Origin of the sequence: Acidovorax facilis, from assembly GCF_023913775.1 — a bacterium.
GTDB classification, from domain to species: Bacteria; Pseudomonadota; Gammaproteobacteria; order Burkholderiales; family Burkholderiaceae_C; genus Acidovorax; species Acidovorax facilis.
Genome location: NZ_JAMXAX010000118.1, coordinates 1 through 18,625, shown reverse-complemented (window position 1 = coordinate 18,625; position 18,625 = coordinate 1). Strand labels below are relative to the sequence as shown.

Sequence of the window (18,625 nt, the reverse complement as noted above, 5' to 3'; positions counted from 1 at the left end):
GGGTGTTGGCCATGGGGGGAGGGTTCAGGGTGGGTGATTCGGGGGAAACCCGGCATTTTACCGGGGCGGCTTTCGCCCACCTGAATTCGCAGGCTGCAAGCCGGAAGCCCGGTGGCAATGCACTACAGTGCGGGCCATGCAAGGACTGCACCTCACCGCCGATCTCCATGGCTGCCGCTGTGCCCCTGCCTGGCTGCTGGACGCCGCCGCCCTGGGCCGCGCCTGTACCGATGCGGTGCACGCCGCCGGGCTGCAGCCCGTGGGGCAGTTATTTCATGAATTTCCGGCCACGGCGCATGGCCCTGGCGGAGTGACTGCTACTGTTTTGCTAGCGGAATCCCACCTGTGCGTGCACACATGGCCCGAGCAGCGCGCGGTGACGCTGGATGTGTATGTGTGCAACTTTGGTGCCGACCATTCGGGCAAGGGGCGGGCGCTGATGGACGCGCTGCTGGCCCTGTTCGACCCCACCACGGTGGAGCGCCACGCGCTGCAGCGGGGTGCTGTGAACGAGGTGGTGGCATGAGTTCTAGTGCCGCCTCCCATCACCAGGTACCCGCGTTGCTGCTGGCCGCCGGCCGTGGCGAGCGCATGCGCCCGTTGACCGACACCACCCCCAAGCCTCTGCTGCCGGTGCAGGGCCAGCCACTGCTGCAGTGGCACTTGGCGGCGCTGCAGGAGGCGGGTGTGGAGCAGGTGGTGATCAACACCGCGTGGCTGGGGGCGCAGATCAGCGACCATTTTCTAGGTGTTTTCGGCCTTCAGCGCTTGATGGATAAGCGCAAGCAGCTATCAATTTCATACTCGCGTGAAGGCGTGGACTTTGGCGGTGCGCTGGAAACCGCTGGTGGCATCGCGCGCGCGCTGCCCCAGCTGGGGCCCGTGTTCTGGCTGGCGGCAGGTGATGTGTTTGCCCCCGACTTCGTGTTCGACAGCGCCGCCGTGGCGGCCTTTGAAGCGAGCCACCACATGGCCCACCTGTGGCTGGTGCCCAATCCGGCGCACAACCCGCGTGGCGACTTTGGCTTGTCGGTAGACGGGCTGGCGCTCAACCTGCCCGCCGACGACCCCGCGCCACGCTACACCTACAGCACCATCGCCCTGTTGCGCGCCGAGCTGTTTGCAGCGCCGTGGTGCGACATTCCGCCCGGAAACCCCAGCGGCATCAAAGCCCCGCTGGCACCGCTGCTTCGCCGTGCAATGGACAATGGCCGCGTCAGTGCGCAGCTCTACACCGGCCGCTGGACCGATGTGGGCACGCCCGAGCGGCTGGCCGAACTCAACTCCTTTTCTTCCAACGCGCCATGAACACCACCGTGCCTGCCTCTGTCTACGCCCAGCGCCGCGCGCACCTGGCTGCCCAGCTGGGCCCCGGGGGTATCGCCATCATTCCTACGGCGCTGGAGCGCCCGCGCAATCGGGACAGCGACTTTCTGTTCCGCCACGACAGCTACTTCTACTACCTGACCGGCTTCACCGAGCCGGGCGCCTGCCTGGTGCTGGCCCACGACGGCCGCAGCACGCTGTTTTGCCAGCCCAAGGACCTGGAGCGCGAGATCTGGGATGGCTACCGCCTCGGCCCGGCCGCCGCGCCCGCTGCGTTGGGAGTGGACGCGGCACATTCGATGGCCGAGCTGGACAGCAAGCTGCCGCGCCTGCTCGAAAACACGGGCTGCGTCTGGTACCCGTTTGCCACGCACAGCGGCTTGGCGGCGCGGGTGGAGGGCTGGCTCAACGTGGTGCGCGGCCGTGTGCGCTATGGCGCCATCTGCCCCGCAGAACAGAACGACCTGTGCACGCTGCTCGACGAGATGCGCCTGTTCAAGGACGCGCATGAGCAGGACATCATGCGCCGCGCAAGCAGCATCAGCGCGCAGGCCCACATCCGCGCCATGCAGCGCTCGGCCCGCATGCTGCGCGCCGGGGAGGATGTGCGCGAATACCACCTCGATGCCGAGCTGCTGCATGCGTTCCGAGACGCAGGCTCGCAGTACCCGGCCTACAGCTCCATCGTGGCGGCGGGCGCGAACGCCTGCGTGCTGCACTACCGCGCCGATGCGGCCCCGGTGCGCGATGGCGAGCTGGTGCTGATCGACGCGGGCTGCGAGCTGGACAGCTACGCCAGCGACATCACCCGCACCTTCCCCGCCAACGGCACATTTACAGGCCCCCAGCGTGCGCTGTACGACCTGGTGCTGGCCAGCCAGGATGCCGCCGTGGCTGCCACCAAGGCGGGAGCCCGCTTCAACGACCCGCACGACGCCACGGTGGCTGTGCTGGCGCAGGGCATGCTGGACCTGGGCCTGCTTGACAAGAACAAGGTGGGGTCGGCGCAGGACGTGATCGACAAGCGCGCGTACTTCCAGTTCTACATGCACCGCACCAGCCACTGGCTGGGCATGGATGTGCACGACTGCGGCAGCTACGTGGAGCCCGGCGAAGTAGGCCAGGTGAGCGAGCGCAAGGACCCGCTCTCGGGCGAGACCATCACCAACCGCCCCAGCCGTGTGCTGCGCCCGGGCATGGTTCTGACCATCGAGCCCGGCATCTATGTGCGCCCCGCCGATGGCGTGCCCGAGCAGTTCCACAACATCGGTATCCGCATTGAAGACGATGCCATCGTCACGGACACGGGCTGCGAGCTGATCACGCGTGGCGTGCCCGTGAAGGCCGGCGAGATCGAAGCGCTGATGCGCGCCTGAGCGTGAGCAAACCCATGGCCGTGGACAACGCTGTGTTGGCGGAATCGGCGGGTGCCCCGGGGCAACCCGCGAAGTGGCGACTGGGCGGTGCGCTGTGGTTGTTGGGCATGCCTGGCGTGTTGGCGGTGGTGTGGGCGCTGCTGCCACCGTTGAAGGCCAACGAGGCGCTGCTGCCGTTGCCGCTCTGGGCGGTGGTGCTGCTTAGCGGGCTGCAGACGGCCGTGCTGTTGGCGCTGGCTGTGGCGGTGGGCGTGTGGCTGGCGCCCCGCGTGGGCCTGCGGGCGCCCGTGGTGTCTTCCTGGCTGGTCGGCCAGCCCATCGGCCCCGCGCTGCGTGTCCAGTCCCTGCCTGGCATCGTGGGCGGTGTGGTGGGTGCCGCGTGGTTGTGGGTGCTGTCCCAGGTGGCGCCCGCAGCGCTCCAGCCGTCGGACCCTGCCAGCGCCATGCCGCTGGTGGTCAAGCTGCTGTATGGCGGCATTACCGAAGAGCTGCTGGTGCGCTGGGGCGTGATGACCCTGCTGCTGTGGCTGGGCTGGCGCGTGGTGCAGCGCGGACAGGGCCAGCCGGGCAAGGGGCTGGTGGCTGGCGCGGTGCTGCTCAGTGCGCTGCTGTTTGCGCTGGGGCATCTGCCTGCCGCGCAGGCGCTGGCGGGTGCATTGACGGCGCCCGTCGTGGTGTTTGTGCTGGTGGGCAACACGGCCTTTGGCCTGTTGGCAGGCTGGCTCTACGCGCGCCACGGGTTGGAGGCGGCGATCCTGGCGCATGTGCTGGCGCACCTGTTGTCATCCCCGTTGCTCTGATGGGGCTTTTGGACCGCAGGGCGGATGCAAGGGGTAACTCGCCTGTAACCGCTTCGTGTGAGAATTGAAACTCGATTACATCCACCAGACAAACGAGAGAAAGAGACAAACCCATGCCTACCCGCCGCGCCACCAAGATTGTTGCCACTCTGGGCCCCGCCTCCAGCGACCCGGCACTGCTGGAGGCCATGATCCGAGCGGGGGTGAACGTGGTGCGGCTGAACTTCAGCCACGGCAAGGCGCAGGACCATATCGACCGCGCCGCCACCGTGCGTGCCGCTGCCCAGCGCGCGGGCCGCGAGGTGGCCATCATGGCCGACCTGCAGGGCCCCAAGATCCGCGTGGGCAAGTTTGCCGAGGGCAAGGTGCAGCTGGAGTCGGGCGCCAAGTTTGTGCTGGATGCATCGCGCACCGAACTGGGCGACATCGAAGGCGTGGGCCTCGACTACAAGGAGCTGCCACGCGACGTGAAGGCGGGCGACCTGCTGCTGCTCAATGACGGCCTGATCGTGCTCACGGTGGATGCGGTGCGCGGCGAGGAAGTGCACACCACCGTCAAGGTGGGTGGCGAGCTGTCCAACAACAAGGGCATCAACAAGAAGGGTGGCGGCCTCACGGCACCGGCCCTCACGGCCAAGGACATGGAGGACATCCGCACGGCGATGAGCTTCCAGGCCGACTACGTGGCCGTGAGCTTTCCGAAGAACGCGACCGACATGGAAATGGCGCGCCAGCTGTGCAATGTGGCCGCGTCCGAGTACCGCCACAAGCCGGGCCTGATCGCCAAGATCGAGCGGGCCGAGGCCATCCCGCACCTCGAAGCCATCCTGCGCGTGAGCGACGGGATCATGGTGGCGCGCGGCGACCTGGCGGTGGAAGTGGGCAACGCGGCCGTGCCCGCGCTGCAAAAGAAGATGATCCGCATGGCGCGCGAGCTGGACAAGGTCGTCATCACCGCCACGCAGATGATGGAAAGCATGATCACCAACCCCGTGCCCACGCGCGCCGAGGTGAGTGACGTGGCCAACGCCGTGCTGGACGGCACCGACGCCGTGATGCTGAGCGCCGAGACGGCCGCAGGCCGCTACCCGCTCGAAACCGTGGAAGAAATGGCCACCATCTGCGCAGCGGCCGAGGCGGCGGAAGACCATCACCTGGACGCGGACTTCACCGGCCAGACCTTTGGCCGCATCGACCAGTCCATTGCCATGGGCGCACTGTTCACCGCCCACCACCTGGGCGCCAAGGCCATCGTGGCCATGACCGACAGCGGTGCCACGGCGCTGTGGATGAGCCGCCACAGCATCCGCATCCCCATCTATGCGCTCACGCCCAAGGTGACCACGCAGCGCAAGATGGCCATGTACCGCAACGTGCGCCCCCTGCTCATGGACACCAGTGCTGACCGCGATACAGCCCTTGAGCAGGCCGAGCGCCACCTCAAGAACCGCAACATCGTGCAAAAGGGCGATGTCTACGCCATCACCTGCGACGAACCCATGGGTGCGCCGGGCGGCACCAACATGCTGAAGATCTGCGTGGCGAGCTGAATAGCCAGGTTCTGAGTCGTTAGCTGGCCGCGTGTGGCGGGTCGTTGGCGAGAGACAACGCCGCCAGGCGTGGGCGCAGTGCCAACGCTCCCAGGTCGCACAGCCAGCCCACCGTCCAGCAGAGCCAGCCTGTCCACAGCGTGTGGCTCATGAAGTGCGCGCCCCGCACCTGTTGGGCTCCACCCAGCACCAAGCCAGCTAGCACCGCCGCAGTCAGCCACCAGCGCGCGGCAGCCGGTGCCTTGTGGCGCAGCGCGAAGTAGCCCCCCACGAAGGCAAAACCCGCCGAGGCATGGCCCGCCGGAAAGCACCGCCCACCGCCGCCATCGACCACGCCCAGCGCCCAGTGGGAGGCATACCGCGCCACACCGCCGAACTCCGCCAGGTCCCAGGGGCAGCTGGTGGTGCTCAGGTTCTTGCCCACGCTCACGGCCGCCAGCGCCAGCAAGGCACTGATCGCCATCTGCAGGCGCTCACCCATATCCAGACGCCGCAGCACCCCCCAGGGCCACCACACCCCCAGCGCCAGCAGCAGCACCAGCAGCCATCCCAGGCGGCGGGCGCCTTCGTGGAGCACCTGCACGAAGAACCATTGGTCCCGCATCGGGAACCCGTTGCCCGAGCCAAACGCGCGGGCCAGGGGAATGTCTTGCCCGCCAGCGTCCCATGCCACTATGGCGATCAGGATGCCCAGGGTCCACAGGAGCAAGGTACGGTGGTCGTGGGCGAAGCGGCGGGGCGAGGAAGGCGTGGTCAGCATTCCTCCGACCATAGGGCGCGCCACTTAACGCCGCCTTAATGACCCTGCGCAGGTGGCCGCGCCCGGCGACAATCGCTGCATGCGAATACTCGTTGTCGAAGACGATGCCGGCATTGCTGCAGGCCTGCGCACGAACCTGCAGCAACGTGGCTATGCGGTGGATGTGTGTGATGGCGTGGCCAGTGCCTGGGGGGCGTTGCGCGCGGAGCGCTTTGATGCCGTGCTGCTCGATCTGGGTCTGGCCGACGGTGATGGCGGCGATCTGCTGCGGCGGTTGCGCCTGAGCCCGGCGCCGGGGGGGGCGGCTTCTGCGCAGGTTTTGCCCGATCCCTCCACCCCTGTACTCATCGTGACCGCCCGCGATCAGGTCCACCAGCGCATTGCGGGGCTGGACCAGGGGGCGGATGACTACCTGGCCAAGCCTTTTGACATGGACGAGCTGGATGCGCGCTTGCGCGCCCTGCTGCGCCGGGCCGCCGGGCGCGCCTCGCCCACCATCCGCTATGGCGATATCGAGATGGACCCTGCGGCGCGCACCGTGCACCAAGGCGGCAAGCTGGTGGAGATGTCGCCCCGGGAGTTTTCGGTGCTGCTGGTGTTGCTGGAGGCGCGGGGGCGGGTGCTCTCGCGCCAGCAGATCGAAGAGCGCCTGTACAGCTGGGATGCGGCCATCGAGAGCAATGCGGTGGAGGTCCACATTCACCACCTGCGGCGCAAGCTGGGCAGCGCATGTATCCAGACCATGCGCGGTGTGGGCTACTTCATGCCCCAGGAGGCGGCCGCATGAGCGCTGCTGCCGCAACGCCCGGGGGGAGTGCGCGCAGGCCGTCGCTGACCCGGCAGCTGCTGCTGTGGTCCCTGGGCGCGCTGGTGCTGGTGTGGGGCAGCTTTGTGTTCATGGGCTACCAGACGGGGGTGCACGAGGCGGACGAGCTGACCGACGGGCACCTGGCCATCGTGGCCGCCCTGTTGCTGAACCTGCGTGCGAACGAGGCTGCCGAGGGGCCCCAGGTCACCCAGCGGGTCGCCACACCCTGGCTCAAGTCGCACGACTACCAACAATCGCTCAGCGTCGTCCAGTGGGATGCGCAGGGGCGTCTGCTCCATCACAGCGGTACGGCGCCCGTTCCTGCTTTCAGCGCCGCCGAGGGGTTCGCCAACATGGCGCTGGGGGCGAAGGGTGTGGTGTGGCGCAGTTTCTCCCAGTGGGACGCGGCACGCACGCACAAGATCATGGTGCTGCTGGAGCTGCGCGAGCGCGACGAGCTGGCCCAGGACATTGCCGAGCAGATGATCGAGCCTGGCCTGTGGTTGCTGCCCGTGGTGTCCCTGGCCCTCGGGCTTGCGCTGTGGCGCGGTCTGCGCCCGCTGTATGCCCTGTCGGCCGACGTGGCGGCGCTCGACCCCGCCAGCACCCAGCGCCTGGCGTCACGCCATGCCTGGAACGAGTTCGAGTCCGTGGTCGCATCGATCAACACCCTGCTGGACCGCCAGCAGGCGGCGATGGTGCGCGAGCGCCGGCTGGCCAATGAAGTCGCGCACGAACTGCGCACGCCCCTGTCCTCCATTGCGCTGCAGGCCAGTGCTTTGGGCGGCGAGCTGGATGCGGCCGCCCGGGCGCAGGCCATCGCCCGCATTGGCCAGGATGCCCTGCGTGCAGGGCATGTGCTCAACCAGCTGCTGGCCCTGGCGCGCGCGAGCCGGGCCGAACTGCATGAGGCCAAGGCGCCGGTGGATCTGTGCGCGGTGGCGCGCCAGGTGTGTGCCGACTATGCCCAGGCGGCCTGGCAGCGGGGCAACGACATCGCACTGTCGGCGCCACCGGCGCTGTGGGTGTCTGGGCATGCGCTGCTGCTGGACATCGCGGCGCGCAATCTGGTGGAGAACGCGCTCAAACACACTCCAGACGGCACGCACATCGCCGTGCAGGTAGGTGCTTCTGACGGGGCGGGTGCATGGCTGCAGGTGTGCGACGACGGCGCGCGGCGCCAGGGCGATGCATCTGTCGCTCCGGGGCCGAGAAACCCCTCGGACAGCCTGCATCTGGGCCACGAGATCCTGCGGCGGGTCGCAGACATCCATGGTGGCTATTTCGGGCCAGCGCCTGCCGCCCCTCCCTTTACCACCTGTTTTCGGTTGGATTTGCCCCCTTCGGCGGTCACGCCCCCCGGTTAAAATTGCGAGTTACCAAGCGGTTACCACCGCCAAGCCCGGCTTACAGCGCCTTCCCCAACCCTCAACGGACCCTACGACCATGCCCCTCGTTTCGATGCGCGAACTGCTCGACCATGCCGCTGCCAACAGCTATGGCATCCCTGCCTTCAACGTCAACAACCTGGAGCAGGTCCAGGCCGTCATGGCCGCCGCCGACGAAGTGGGCGCCCCGGTCATCCTGCAGGCCAGCGCCGGTGCCCGCAAATATGCGGGTGAGCCCTTCATCAAGCACCTCATCCAGGCAGCGGTCGAGGCCTTCCCGCACATTCCGCTCGTCATGCACCAGGACCACGGCACTTCGCCCAAGGTCTGCCAGGGCGCCATCGACCTGGGCTTTGGCTCGGTGATGATGGACGGCTCGCTGATGGAAGACGGCAAGACGCCTTCCTCCTTCGAGTACAACGTGGAAGTGACCCGCAAGGTGGTGGACATGGCGCACAAGGTGGGCGTCACGGTCGAAGGCGAACTGGGCTGCCTGGGCAACCTGGAAACCGGCGAAGCCGGTGAAGAAGACGGTATTGGCGCTGAAGGCAAGCTCGACCACAGCCAGATGCTGACCGACCCTGAAGAAGCCGCCGTGTTCGTCAAGGCCACGCAACTGGACGCCCTGGCCATTGCCATCGGCACCAGCCACGGCGCCTACAAGTTCAGCCGCAAGCCCACGGGCGACATCCTGGCCATCAGCCGCGTCAAGGAAATCCACCAGCGCATCCCCAACACCCACCTGGTGATGCACGGTTCCTCGTCGGTGCCCGCCGAGTTGCTGGCCATCATCAACCAGTACGGCGGCAAGATGAAGGAAACCTACGGCGTGCCGGTCGAGGAAATCCAGGAAGCCATCAAGCACGGCGTGCGCAAGATCAACATCGACACCGACATCCGCCTGGCCATGACCGGCGCGGTGCGCAAGTTCCTGGCTGAGAACCCCGACAAGTTCGACGCCCGCGAATGGCTCAAGCCCGCCCGCGAAGCTGCCAAGCAGGTCTGCAAGCAGCGTTACCTGGAGTTCGGCTGCGAAGGTCAGGGCAGCAAGATCAAGGGCCTGAGCCTCCAGGTTGTGGCAGCCCAGTACGCTGCGGGTACGCTGGCCCAAGTGGTGAACTGATCGTTGGCATGAGGCCCTGCGGGGCCGCTGCCCAGCCTGGCTGCGTTGTGCTGCCAGGCTTTTTTTTGCCTGTCTGCATGCGGAGACTGGGGAGTTCCCTCTACAGCAGACAAAGGTGACAGCGACAAGATCTTCTTCATGTAAGCTCACGGTCAGCTTGCCCACCGGCAGCGCCGCAAGAAGTGTCCGATACCAGGGCGCTTTCAACACATTTCTCACCAGCTACACCGAGCTGGTTGTTGCATGGCAGAAGCCGTCGATGGACGGACTCGGGTGCCGTGGGATGATTGAAGGCGAATTCGTATGAACCTTTCTCTATGACTCTGACCATTTCAAAGTTCCGGCGGCTGTTGCCTCTCTTGCCTGTGTTGGCTGTGACGGTGTTCACGGTGGCGTGCGCGCCCCTGACCGTTCCTCCCAAGTCCGAATATCCCGTCGGTCGCGCCCGTCTGGTGTTGCCGCCGGGGGCGTGGCAGGATCTGGGAACCTCCGAAGAAGCCACATCCAGCCCCGCAGGCCGTACCCCGCTCCAGACGCGTGCGGTGGCGCTGCGGGGTGCGCAAGGTGAGTGGCTGGCTGCGGTGCGCGTGCAGACCAACCGCACAGGCGATCTGCGTGGGTCTCCGCAAGGGGTGGGGTACTGCCCGCCGCAACAGGACGTCGTGGTCAAAGATCCCGCGGATGGCAGCCCCGTGCGCGCCGACTGCCTGCGCTTCAAGCTTTGGGCGAGCAGCCCCAAGTGGCTTGAAAAGAACCGACCCGATCTGGGCCAATGGATGGCCAGCCGCCAGATCGCGCTGAGCACCCCCTATGCGCATGTGAGTTACCGCTACGTCACCGAAGCGGGTGTCTGGGTGGCGGTGGATGCCCTGGTGGACCAGCGGCTGATCAGCGTCCGGCCGCGCAACAACGAAGAGTTCCTGGTCGCAGGTCTGCCCTTCCAGCAGTGGGCCTATGACCTGGCCCAGGCTGCGCGCCTGAGCGCCGGCATGATGGACGGCCACCTGGCCATTCCGCCTTTCCCGTTTGCCGAAGCCGCATCCCGGAAATGAGCGGCGCCAACAGATAACAAAACAACAAAACTACAAGACAACACAAGAGAGGGAGATTCACCATGGGCGTGATCCTGCAAATCCTGGGGCTCATCATCACCTTCACAATGGCAATGGAGGCACTGCGCCGTTTTGGCATTGACGTGGGCTGGCTCAATCCCCTGGCCTTTTTCCGTCGCCGTGCCTGGGCCAAGAAGGTCACAACGCCGCCGCTCTACACGCTGGAGCACCCTGTGGATGTGGTGGCTGTGATGGCCTTGGCCATGGTGCAGGCAACCGGCGCCGTGACCGTGGAGCAGAAAGCAGGCGTTCTGGCACTACTGCGCCAGCACCTGGGTCTGGGCGATTCCGATGCGAACAACCTTTGGGTTGCCAGCTCCCACATGCTGCGCAACCGCCCGCTGGCGGTGAGCGAAGTGCCTGCTGTGCTGGAGCGCAGCATCGAAAAGTTCACTGATTACCACCAGCAGACGCTGCGCTCCGTGATGCAGGGCGCAGCGCAGATCGTGCCCCCAGCCAGCGCAGAGCAGCACCAACTCCTGGAGGCGGTGGACGCCTGCTTTGCCAAGCAGCAGGCCGCCGCACGCCCCTGGGCGGGCTGACGCAGCGGCAGATACGCCAGCCCCTGACACAACGATTCCACAACTTCGAGGAGACCTCCCATGCAGACAACCCCCGTCCCGCAGCCGCAGCGTATCGGCGTGCCCAGGGAGACCTTCCCCGGTGAAAAGCGCGTGGCCACCGTGCCCGATGTGGTGGAAAAGCTGATCAAGCTGGGCTTCGCGGTCACTGTGGAGTCGGGGGCTGGGGATGGTGCCAATTTCAGCGATGACGCCTACCGCGCCGCCGGGGCCCAGATCGTGGGCGACGCTGCCGGGCTGTGGGCCGCATCCGACATCGTCTTCAAGGTGCGCCCGCCCAGCAGTGACGAAGTGGCGCTGATGCGCGAGGGTACGACGCTCATCGATTTCATCTGGCCCGCCCAGAACCCGGATCTGATGCAGCAGTTGGCCGCGAAGAAGGCCACGGTGCTCGCCATCGACTGCCTGCCACGTACGCTCTCCCGCGCGCAGAAGATGGACGCGCTCACCTCCACCGCAGGCGTCAGCGGCTACCGCGCCGTCATCGAGGCGGCCAACGCCTTTGGCCGCTTCTTCAACGGCCAGATCACGGCGGCGGGCAAGGTGCCGCCCGCCAAGGTGTTCATCGCAGGCGCTGGCGTGGCGGGTCTTGCGGCCATTGGCACGGCGGCCAACCTGGGCGCCATCGTGCGCGCCAACGACACACGTGCCGAGGTGGCCGACCAGGTCAAGTCGCTGGGCGGTGAGTTCGTCAAGGTGGACTATGAGGAAGAAGGCTCGGGCGGCGGCGGTTACGCCAAGGTCATGAGTGAGGGCTTCCAGGCCGCGCAGCGCAAGATGTACGCGGAGCAGGCTAAGGACGCGGACATCATCATCACCACCGCGCTGATCCCCGGCAAGCCCGCGCCCAAGCTCATCACGGCCGAGATGGTGCAGAGCATGAAGCCCGGCAGCGTGATCGTGGACATGGCTGCCGAGCAAGGCGGCAACTGTGAGCTGACGGTGCCCGGCCAGGCCGTGGTGCGCCATGGCGTGACCATCGTCGGCTACACCGACCTGGCTTCGCGCTTGGCCAAGCAGTCGTCCACCCTGTATTCCACCAACCTGCTGCGCTTGACAGAAGAGCTGTGCAAGGCCAAGGACGGCGTGGCCGTGGTCAATATGGAGGATGACGCGATCCGGGGCCTTACCGTGGTCAAGGATGGTGCCATCACCTGGCCTGCGCCACCGCTCAAGCAGGCGCCAGCGCCCGCTCCCAAGGCGGCAGCGGCCCCCGTGGCCGCCAAGAAATCCAGCCATGGCCCCGGTGCCCCCATGTCCGCCAAGACGCTGACCATTGTTTTTGCCGTGCTGGCCGTGCTGTTCTGGGCCATCGGCGCCTATGCGCCTGTGGCCTTCCTGGGGCACTTCACGGTGTTCGTGCTGGCTTGCTTCATCGGCTACATGGTGGTGTGGAACGTCACGCCCGCGCTGCACACGCCGCTGATGAGCGTGACCAACGCCATCTCCAGCATCATCGCCATCGGCGCGCTGGTGCAGATTGCGCCGCCCGATGCGGGCATCAATGGGCGCCCGGATGGGCTCATCCTGTGGCTGGCCTTTGCCGCCCTGGTGCTCACGGCCGTCAACATGTTCGGTGGCTTTGCGGTCACGCGCCGCATGCTCGCCATGTTCCGCAAGTAATCCGATAACGACAAGAACAACGAGGAGCACAGAACATGTCCCAAAGTCTCGCTACCGTGGCCTACCTGGGCGCGGCCATTTTGTTCATCCTGAGCCTGGGCGGGCTCTCCAACCCCGAAACCTCGCGGCGGGGCAACCTGTTCGGCATGGTCGGCATGGCGCTGGCCGTGCTGGCCACGGTGTTCGGCCCGCGCGTCAGCCCCGCAGGGGTGGCCTGGATCGTCGGCGCGCTGGTCATTGGCGGCGGCATTGGCCTGTATGCGGCCAAGGTCGTCAAGATGACGCAGATGCCGGAGCTGGTCGCGCTCATGCACAGTCTGGTGGGTCTTGCGGCCTGCCTGGTGGGGTTTGCCAGCTATGTGGATACCTCGATCCAGCTGCAAGGCGCGGAGAAGATCATCCACGAGGTGGAGATCTATGTCGGCATCCTGATCGGCGCCATCACGTTCAGCGGATCACTGATCGCCTTTGGCAAGCTCAACGGCAAGATCGGTGGCAAGCCACTGTTGCTGCCGGGGCGCCACTGGATGAACCTGGCTGCGCTGCTGATCGTGATCTGGTTTGGCCGCGAGTTCTTGCGCGCCGAGACCATTGAACAGGGCATGGTGCCGCTGATGGTGATGACGGCGATTGCGTTGCTGTTCGGCATTCACATGGTGATGGCCATTGGTGGCGCCGACATGCCGGTGGTGGTGTCCATGCTCAACAGCTACTCGGGCTGGGCAGCGGCGGCCACGGGCTTCATGCTGTCCAACGACCTGCTCATCGTCACGGGCGCGCTCGTGGGCTCCTCGGGCGCCATCCTGTCCTACATCATGTGCAACGCGATGAACCGCAACTTCATCAGCGTGATCGCGGGCGGCTTTGGCTCGGGCGCTGGAACTCCCGCCAAAAAAGGCGAGGCAACCGAGCCACAGGGCGAGGCCGTACCCGTCAGCTCCGCCGAGACGGCCGAGCTGCTGCGCGACGCCAAGAGTGTGATCATCGTGCCCGGCTACGGCATGGCTGTGGCCCAGGCCCAGCACACGGTGTACGAGATCACCAAGACCCTGCGCGAGAAGGGCGTGGAGGTGCGCTTTGCCATCCACCCCGTGGCAGGCCGCATGCCCGGCCACATGAACGTGCTGCTGGCCGAGGCCAAGGTGCCCTACGACATCGTGATGGAGATGGACGAGATCAACGAGGACTTCCCGAATGCCGACGTGGCCATGGTCATCGGCGCCAACGACATCGTGAACCCGAGCGCGCTGGACGATCCGTCCAGCCCCATCGCCGGCATGCCGGTGCTCGAAGTGTGGAAGGCCAAGACCTCGATCGTGATGAAGCGCTCCATGGCGTCGGGCTATGCGGGGGTGGACAACCCTCTGTTCTACAAGGACAACAATCGCATGCTGTTTGGCGACGCCAAGAAAATGCTCGACGAAGTTCTTTCCGCGCTCAAGGGGTGACGGGCATAATTCCACCGCGAAAAAAGCACGACCGTGCTGTTAAGCGCAGCACGGATTTCACGACCTTCAATAAAACTTATCAGGAGACAACAATGACCCATCGCCCCTGGCTGACTGCCTATCCGCAAGGCGTCCCCGCAGACATCGACACCACGCAATACCCGTCGCTCGTGGCCCTCATGGACGAGGCGTTCACCAAGTACGCTGGCCGCGTGGCCTACAGCTTCATGGGCAAGGAAGTGACCTATGCCCAGACCGACTCCCTGAGCAGTGCGTTTGCGGCCTACCTGCAGGGCCTGGGCCTGGTCAAGGGCGACCGTGTGGCCATCATGATGCCCAACGTGCCGCAGTATCCCGTCACGGTGGCCGCCATCCTGCGCGCAGGTTTTGTGGTGGTCAATGTGAACCCGCTGTACACGCCGCGCGAACTGGAGCATCAGCTCAAGGACTCGGGTGCCAAGGCCATCGTCATCATCGAAAACTTCGCCACCACGCTGCAAAGCTGCATTGCGAACACGCCCGTCAAGCACGTGGTGCTGTGCGCCATGGGCGACCAGTTGGGCCTGCTCAAGGGCGCGCTCGTCAACTATGTGGTGCGCAACGTCAAGAAGATGGTGCCCGCCTACAACCTGCCGGGTGCCGTGCGTTTCAATGACGCGGTGGCCCAGGGCACGCGCGGCACGCTCAAGAAGCCCGACATCAAGCCTGACGACATCGCGCTGCTGCAATACACCGGCGGCACCACGGGTGTGAGCAAGGGCGCCGTGCTGCTGCACCGCAACGTGATCGCCAACGTGCTGCAGTCCGAGGCGTGGAACGACCCCGTGATGAAGAAGGTGCCCGCAGGCGAACAGCAGACCAGCATCTGCGCGCTGCCGCTGTACCACATCTTCGCGTTCACCGTGAACATGATGCTGAGCATGCGCACGGGCGGCAAGACCATCCTGATCCCCAACCCGCGCGACCTGCCTGCCGTGCTCAACGAACTGTCCAAGCACACCTTCCACAGCTTCCCGGCCGTGAACACGCTGTTCAACGGCCTGGCCAACCACCCCGATTTCAATACCGTCAACTGGAAGAACCTCAAGGTCTCGGTAGGCGGTGGCATGGCCGTGCAGGGCGCTGTGGCCAAACTGTGGCTGGAGAAGACCGGCTGCCCCATCTGCGAAGGCTACGGCCTGTCGGAGACCAGCCCCTCGGCCAGCTGCAACCCTGTGACCGCCAAGGAGTTCACGGGCACCATTGGCGTGCCGCTCCCCGGCACCCTGATGAAGCTGATCGACGACGACGGCAAGGAAGTCACCACCCTCGGCCAGCCCGGCGAGATCGCGATCAAGGGCCCGCAGGTGATGGCCGGTTACTGGCAGCGCCCCGATGAAACCGCCAAGGTCATGACCGACGACGGCTTCTTCAAGTCCGGCGACATCGGTGTCATGGACGAGCGCGGCTTCTTCAAGATCGTGGACCGCAAGAAGGACATGGTGCTGGTCAGCGGCTTCAACGTCTACCCCAACGAGGTGGAAGAGGTCGTGGCCAACTGCCCCGGCGTGCTCGAATGCGCCGTGGTGGGCGTGCCTGACGAGAAGACCGGTGAAGCCGTCAAGCTCGTGATCGTCAAGAAAGACCCCGCGCTCACCGAAGCGCAGGTCAAGGAGTTCTGCCGCGCTGAACTCACGGGCTACAAGCAGCCCAAGGTCATCGAGTTCCGCACGGAGTTGCCCAAGACGCCCGTGGGCAAGATCCTGCGCCGCGAGCTGCGGGACAAGAAATGACCATCCCCCTGATCCGCTTCGCGGCTTCCCCCTTCTCTCGGCTCGCGCCGGGAAGGGGGACGACGCCAGCGGCCTGGCGAAGCCAGTTCCACGGCGTCCGCTGGTATGGGTCGTGTCGGTTTCGTAGGCCATGACCACCGCCATCCTCAGCGCCTTGCCCGAAGAGCAAAGCTCGCTGGTTGATCACCTCTTGCACCCTCAGCGGGTGATGCACGCAGGCCGGGCTTTCTGGCTGGGTGATCTGCAGGGCCGCCCGGTGGTGTTGGCGCTGTCGGGTATCGGCAAGGTGGCGGCGGCCACCACGGCCACGGCGCTCATCGAGCGTTTCGGTGTGGCGCGCATTGTCTTCACCGGGGTTGCGGGCGGTGTGGGCGATGGCGTGAATGTGGGCGACGTGGTGGTAGCGCAGGACTACCTCCAACACGACATGGACGCCTCTCCCCTGTTCCCCCGCTGGGAAGTGCCGGGCTACGCACGCAGCCGCCTGGTCTGTGATACGGCATTGTCTGCTATGCTTTTGGAAGCTGCTCGCGCTTGTGTATCAGGCGCTAGAGGCCAATTTGGCTTGAAATATGCGCCACAGAGCACATCGGAAGATGCCCTGCACCTCGCGCACCACGGCCTGGTTGCCAGCGGGGACCGTTTTGTCTCTGCCGCCGAAGAATCCCACCGCCTGCGCGCCATGTTGCTCGGCGCCGGCCACGACGTGCTGGCCGTAGAAATGGAAGGCGCCGCCGTGGCCCAGGTGTGTCACGACTACGGCATCCCCTTCGCCGCTGTGCGCACCATCTCCGACCGCGCCGACGACACCGCGCACGTAGACTTCCCCCTCTTCGTGCAGACCGTGGCCAGCCGCTATGCCGAGCACATGGTGCTTGCCCTCATGCATAAACTATGAAATTGATAGCTGCTAACGCTTTATGGATAAGAGATAGAGGTCAATTTGAATCATATTTTGCGTTGAGATAAACGACGAACCGATCACCAGCTTCGCTTCGGTTTCGACAGGCTCAGCCCGAGCGGTCGGGAGACCGAATTCATGGAGTCCGCTATAGCGCCGGGGCTACAAGTTCGACAACTGCGCCGTGAAACCGGCGCACCCCAAATACCAGCGCCACCGCGGAACCGGCTCTGCCGGGCCGCTGGAGGCGTCCCCCCTCGGGGGGGAAGGCGCGCAGCGCCACAGGGGGGCTACTTCAACCAGCCGCGCTTGCGGAAATACCACATGGGCCCGAGCGCACTGGCCACCATCAGCGCAAGCGCATACGGGTAGCCCAGCGACCAGTCCAGCTCGGGCATGAACTTGAAGTTCATGCCGTACACGCTCGCAATCAGCGTGGGCGGCAGCAGCGCCACGCTGGCCACGGAGAAGATCTTGATGATCTTGTTCTGGTTGATGTTGATGAAACCGACCGTGGCGTCCATCAAGAAGTTGATCTTGTCGAACAGGAACGCCGTGTGGTTGTCCAGCGATTCGATGTCGCGCAGGATCTGGCGGGCTTCCTCGAACTGCTCGGAGTTGAGCATCTTGCTGCGCATCATGAAGCTCACCGCGCGGCGGGTGTCCATCACGTTGCGGCGGATACGGCCGTTCAAGTCTTCCTGGCGGGCAATGGCGCCCAGCACCTCGCCAGCAAGGGCGTCGGTCACGTCGCCGGCCAGCACTTGCTTGCTGACTTTCTCCAGCTCGTCGTAGATGTTTTCGAGCGTGTCGGCCGAATACTCGGCGTCGGCATCGAACAGCTTGAGCAGAACTTCCTTGGCGTCCTCGATGAGGCCCGGCGCGCGGCGCGCGCGCATGCGCAGCAGGCGGAACACGGGCACGTCTTCGTCGTGGATGGAAAACAGCACGCCCCGGCTCTTGAGGTTGGCGTTGTGCTGGTTCAGGATGAAGGCCACGCGCACCGAGCGGGGGTCTTCGTCGTCGTCAATCAAGAAGTCGCTGCGGATGTGCAGCTCGCCGTTGTCTTCTTCGTAGAAGCGGGCGGATTCCTCGATGTCCTCGTCCATCGCATCCTCGGGGATGGACAGGCCGTAGTGCTGCTTGATCCAGCGTTTTTCTTCGAGCGTGGGGGCTTCCAGGTCCACCCAGATCGGCTGGAACTTGGTCAGCTCTTCCAGCGATTCAATTTCTTCCTGGAACAGCCGGCCATTGGCGAGCGTGAAGATGTTGAGCATGGGCTCACTCCCTTGTTGTATGGCATCTGCGGTGTGGGGGATCGGGTGCTTTCAACCCCACAGCGGCAGGCCGGGGAGCTGAAAGCTACCAACTCGGGTAGGTTTCCAAGGAGCTTTCTCCGTAAAAAAATGGACAGGCGGCGGATTATGGCACTGCGGCTGCAGTGGAGTCGTTGCAAATGCCCGCGCCCTCAGCGGTCAGCCGGGCGAAGCCTGGCGCACGATGGCCAGCGCCCGGCACAGGTCGGCCCAGGCGGCGGCCTTGACGTCTTGCGAGCGCAAGAGAAACGCGGGGTCGTAGGTCACCACGGCCGGGCATTCCGCCAGCTGGTGCGGGCCCGCGCGCAGGCGGCCCAGCGGCTCGGTGCGCCCCAGCGCCGCCCGCGCCGCCACATGGCCCAGCACCAGGACCAGGGCGGGTTGTAACTCAGCCACGGCGTCGGCCAGCGCGGCGGGGATGTTGCTGTCGCCACCGGTCTCTGCGCCGGATGCGGTGCGCTCCAGCGCAGCAAGGAACACACGGGGGTGCTTGTGCAGCTGCATGGCGCGCAGCATGTTGTCCAGCAGCCGGCCTGCGTCGCCACCCAGCGGCTCGCCCGGCGTCAGGCTCTCGGTCACGATCAGCCAGCCTCCACCCAGCCCGGCCGGGGTCTGCGATGGGTCGGCGCTGGGGTAAAGCACCTGGGGCGCATGCAGCCGCAAGCTGGGGATGGCCGGTGCTGCGCCTGCGTTCTCTACCGCAGGTGCCGGTGCGGGTGCACGCGGGGCCGCTGGCTGGGG

At 65.7% G+C, this 18,625-nt stretch carries 17 protein-coding genes; 14 read left to right on the top strand and 3 right to left on the bottom strand.

The window, feature by feature from the left end; all coding sequences use genetic code 11:
* Positions 1-136 precede the first annotated feature (136 nt).
* The 5 genes from NFX52_RS23675 to pyk all read left to right on the top strand — a co-directional run bounded on the left by NFX52_RS23675 (position 137) and on the right by pyk (position 5,052).
* Positions 137-526, top strand: coding sequence for an S-adenosylmethionine decarboxylase family protein (locus NFX52_RS23675; protein WP_055398464.1), 390 nt, complete (start codon positions 137-139; stop codon positions 524-526).
* Positions 523-1,308, top strand: coding sequence for a nucleotidyltransferase family protein (locus NFX52_RS23670; RefSeq protein ID WP_055398463.1), 786 nt, complete (start codon positions 523-525; stop codon positions 1,306-1,308). The genes NFX52_RS23675 and NFX52_RS23670 overlap by 4 nt, the downstream gene beginning before the upstream one ends.
* Positions 1,305-2,702, top strand: coding sequence for an aminopeptidase P N-terminal domain-containing protein (locus NFX52_RS23665; RefSeq protein WP_055398462.1), 1,398 nt, complete (start codon positions 1,305-1,307; stop codon positions 2,700-2,702). The genes NFX52_RS23670 and NFX52_RS23665 overlap by 4 nt, the downstream gene beginning before the upstream one ends.
* A gap of 2 nt (positions 2,703-2,704) precedes the next feature.
* Positions 2,705-3,502, top strand: a complete 798-nt coding sequence (locus NFX52_RS23660; RefSeq protein WP_238385616.1) for a CPBP family intramembrane glutamic endopeptidase — start codon at positions 2,705-2,707, stop codon at positions 3,500-3,502.
* 113 nt (positions 3,503-3,615) lie between these two features.
* Positions 3,616-5,052, top strand: coding sequence for a pyruvate kinase (pyk, locus tag NFX52_RS23655; RefSeq protein WP_252635842.1), 1,437 nt, complete (start codon positions 3,616-3,618; stop codon positions 5,050-5,052).
* 19 nt (positions 5,053-5,071) lie between these two features.
* On the opposite strand, the gene NFX52_RS23650 is transcribed toward pyk, so the two are convergent.
* Positions 5,072-5,812, bottom strand: a complete 741-nt coding sequence (locus tag NFX52_RS23650; RefSeq protein WP_055398459.1) for a phosphatase PAP2 family protein — start codon at positions 5,810-5,812, stop codon at positions 5,072-5,074.
* Positions 5,813-5,891: 79 nt separating this feature from the next.
* On the opposite strand from NFX52_RS23650, the gene NFX52_RS23645 reads away from it, so the two are divergent.
* The 9 genes from NFX52_RS23645 to NFX52_RS23605 all read left to right on the top strand — a co-directional run bounded on the left by NFX52_RS23645 (position 5,892) and on the right by NFX52_RS23605 (position 16,565).
* Entirely contained in the window at positions 5,892-6,599 is a 708-nt protein-coding gene (locus tag NFX52_RS23645) for a response regulator transcription factor (protein WP_055398497.1), read from the top strand.
* Entirely contained in the window at positions 6,596-7,987 is a 1,392-nt protein-coding gene (locus NFX52_RS23640) for a histidine kinase dimerization/phospho-acceptor domain-containing protein (protein WP_055398458.1), read from the top strand. Before NFX52_RS23645 ends, NFX52_RS23640 begins: the two co-directional genes overlap by 4 nt.
* A gap of 79 nt (positions 7,988-8,066) precedes the next feature.
* Complete coding sequence (gene fba, locus NFX52_RS23635; RefSeq protein ID WP_055398457.1) at positions 8,067-9,131, top strand: class II fructose-bisphosphate aldolase; 1,065 nt, start codon at positions 8,067-8,069, stop codon at positions 9,129-9,131.
* 317 nt (positions 9,132-9,448) lie between these two features.
* On the top strand, positions 9,449-10,183 hold the full coding sequence (locus NFX52_RS23630) for a hypothetical protein (protein WP_055398456.1): 735 nt from the start codon (positions 9,449-9,451) through the stop codon (positions 10,181-10,183).
* 62 nt (positions 10,184-10,245) lie between these two features.
* Entirely contained in the window at positions 10,246-10,785 is a 540-nt protein-coding gene (locus NFX52_RS23625) for a hypothetical protein (protein WP_055398455.1), read from the top strand.
* Positions 10,786-10,845: 60 nt separating this feature from the next.
* The gene (locus NFX52_RS23620) at positions 10,846-12,447 is read left to right on the top strand and encodes a Re/Si-specific NAD(P)(+) transhydrogenase subunit alpha (protein ID WP_055398454.1); all 1,602 of its coding nucleotides are present in this window, start codon (positions 10,846-10,848) and stop codon (positions 12,445-12,447) included.
* Positions 12,448-12,482: 35 nt separating this feature from the next.
* Positions 12,483-13,895: a Re/Si-specific NAD(P)(+) transhydrogenase subunit beta gene (gene pntB / locus NFX52_RS23615; RefSeq protein WP_055398453.1), complete on the top strand. Its 1,413-nt coding sequence runs from the start codon at positions 12,483-12,485 to the stop codon at positions 13,893-13,895.
* A 92-nt stretch (positions 13,896-13,987) separates the two neighbouring features.
* The gene (locus NFX52_RS23610) at positions 13,988-15,667 is read left to right on the top strand and encodes a long-chain-fatty-acid--CoA ligase (RefSeq protein WP_252635841.1); all 1,680 of its coding nucleotides are present in this window, start codon (positions 13,988-13,990) and stop codon (positions 15,665-15,667) included.
* A gap of 130 nt (positions 15,668-15,797) precedes the next feature.
* Positions 15,798-16,565, top strand: a complete 768-nt coding sequence (locus NFX52_RS23605; protein WP_055398451.1) for a 5'-methylthioadenosine/adenosylhomocysteine nucleosidase — start codon at positions 15,798-15,800, stop codon at positions 16,563-16,565.
* A gap of 293 nt (positions 16,566-16,858) precedes the next feature.
* Here NFX52_RS23605 and corA read toward each other — a convergent pair whose 3' ends face one another.
* Positions 16,859-17,845 carry a magnesium/cobalt transporter CorA gene (gene corA / locus NFX52_RS23600; protein ID WP_055398450.1) on the bottom strand — a complete coding sequence of 329 codons (987 nt, stop codon included), beginning with the start codon at positions 17,843-17,845 and terminating at the stop codon, positions 16,859-16,861.
* A gap of 198 nt (positions 17,846-18,043) precedes the next feature.
* The coding region (locus NFX52_RS23595) for a uracil-DNA glycosylase family protein (RefSeq protein WP_252635840.1) at positions 18,044-18,625 on the bottom strand (582 nt) is incomplete at its 5' end.

Bases quoted from the DNA above. Each gene is read 5' to 3' on its own strand.
- NFX52_RS23675 (WP_055398464.1), top strand. From the start codon at position 137: ATGCAAGGACTGCACCTCACCGCCGATCTCCATGGCTGCCGCTGTGCC.
- NFX52_RS23670 (WP_055398463.1), top strand. From the start codon at position 523: ATGAGTTCTAGTGCCGCCTCCCATCACCAGGTACCCGCGTTGCTGCTG.
- NFX52_RS23665 (WP_055398462.1), top strand. From the start codon at position 1,305: ATGAACACCACCGTGCCTGCCTCTGTCTACGCCCAGCGCCGCGCGCAC.
- pyk (WP_252635842.1), top strand. From the start codon at position 3,616: ATGCCTACCCGCCGCGCCACCAAGATTGTTGCCACTCTGGGCCCCGCC.
- NFX52_RS23650 (WP_055398459.1), bottom strand. From the start codon at position 5,812: ATGCTGACCACGCCTTCCTCGCCCCGCCGCTTCGCCCACGACCACCGT.
- NFX52_RS23645 (WP_055398497.1), top strand. From the start codon at position 5,892: ATGCGAATACTCGTTGTCGAAGACGATGCCGGCATTGCTGCAGGCCTG.
- NFX52_RS23640 (WP_055398458.1), top strand. From the start codon at position 6,596: ATGAGCGCTGCTGCCGCAACGCCCGGGGGGAGTGCGCGCAGGCCGTCG.
- fba (WP_055398457.1), top strand. From the start codon at position 8,067: ATGCCCCTCGTTTCGATGCGCGAACTGCTCGACCATGCCGCTGCCAAC.
- NFX52_RS23630 (WP_055398456.1), top strand. From the start codon at position 9,449: ATGACTCTGACCATTTCAAAGTTCCGGCGGCTGTTGCCTCTCTTGCCT.
- NFX52_RS23625 (WP_055398455.1), top strand. From the start codon at position 10,246: ATGGGCGTGATCCTGCAAATCCTGGGGCTCATCATCACCTTCACAATG.
- NFX52_RS23620 (WP_055398454.1), top strand. From the start codon at position 10,846: ATGCAGACAACCCCCGTCCCGCAGCCGCAGCGTATCGGCGTGCCCAGG.
- pntB (WP_055398453.1), top strand. From the start codon at position 12,483: ATGTCCCAAAGTCTCGCTACCGTGGCCTACCTGGGCGCGGCCATTTTG.
- NFX52_RS23610 (WP_252635841.1), top strand. From the start codon at position 13,988: ATGACCCATCGCCCCTGGCTGACTGCCTATCCGCAAGGCGTCCCCGCA.
- NFX52_RS23605 (WP_055398451.1), top strand. From the start codon at position 15,798: ATGACCACCGCCATCCTCAGCGCCTTGCCCGAAGAGCAAAGCTCGCTG.
- corA (WP_055398450.1), bottom strand. From the start codon at position 17,845: ATGCTCAACATCTTCACGCTCGCCAATGGCCGGCTGTTCCAGGAAGAA.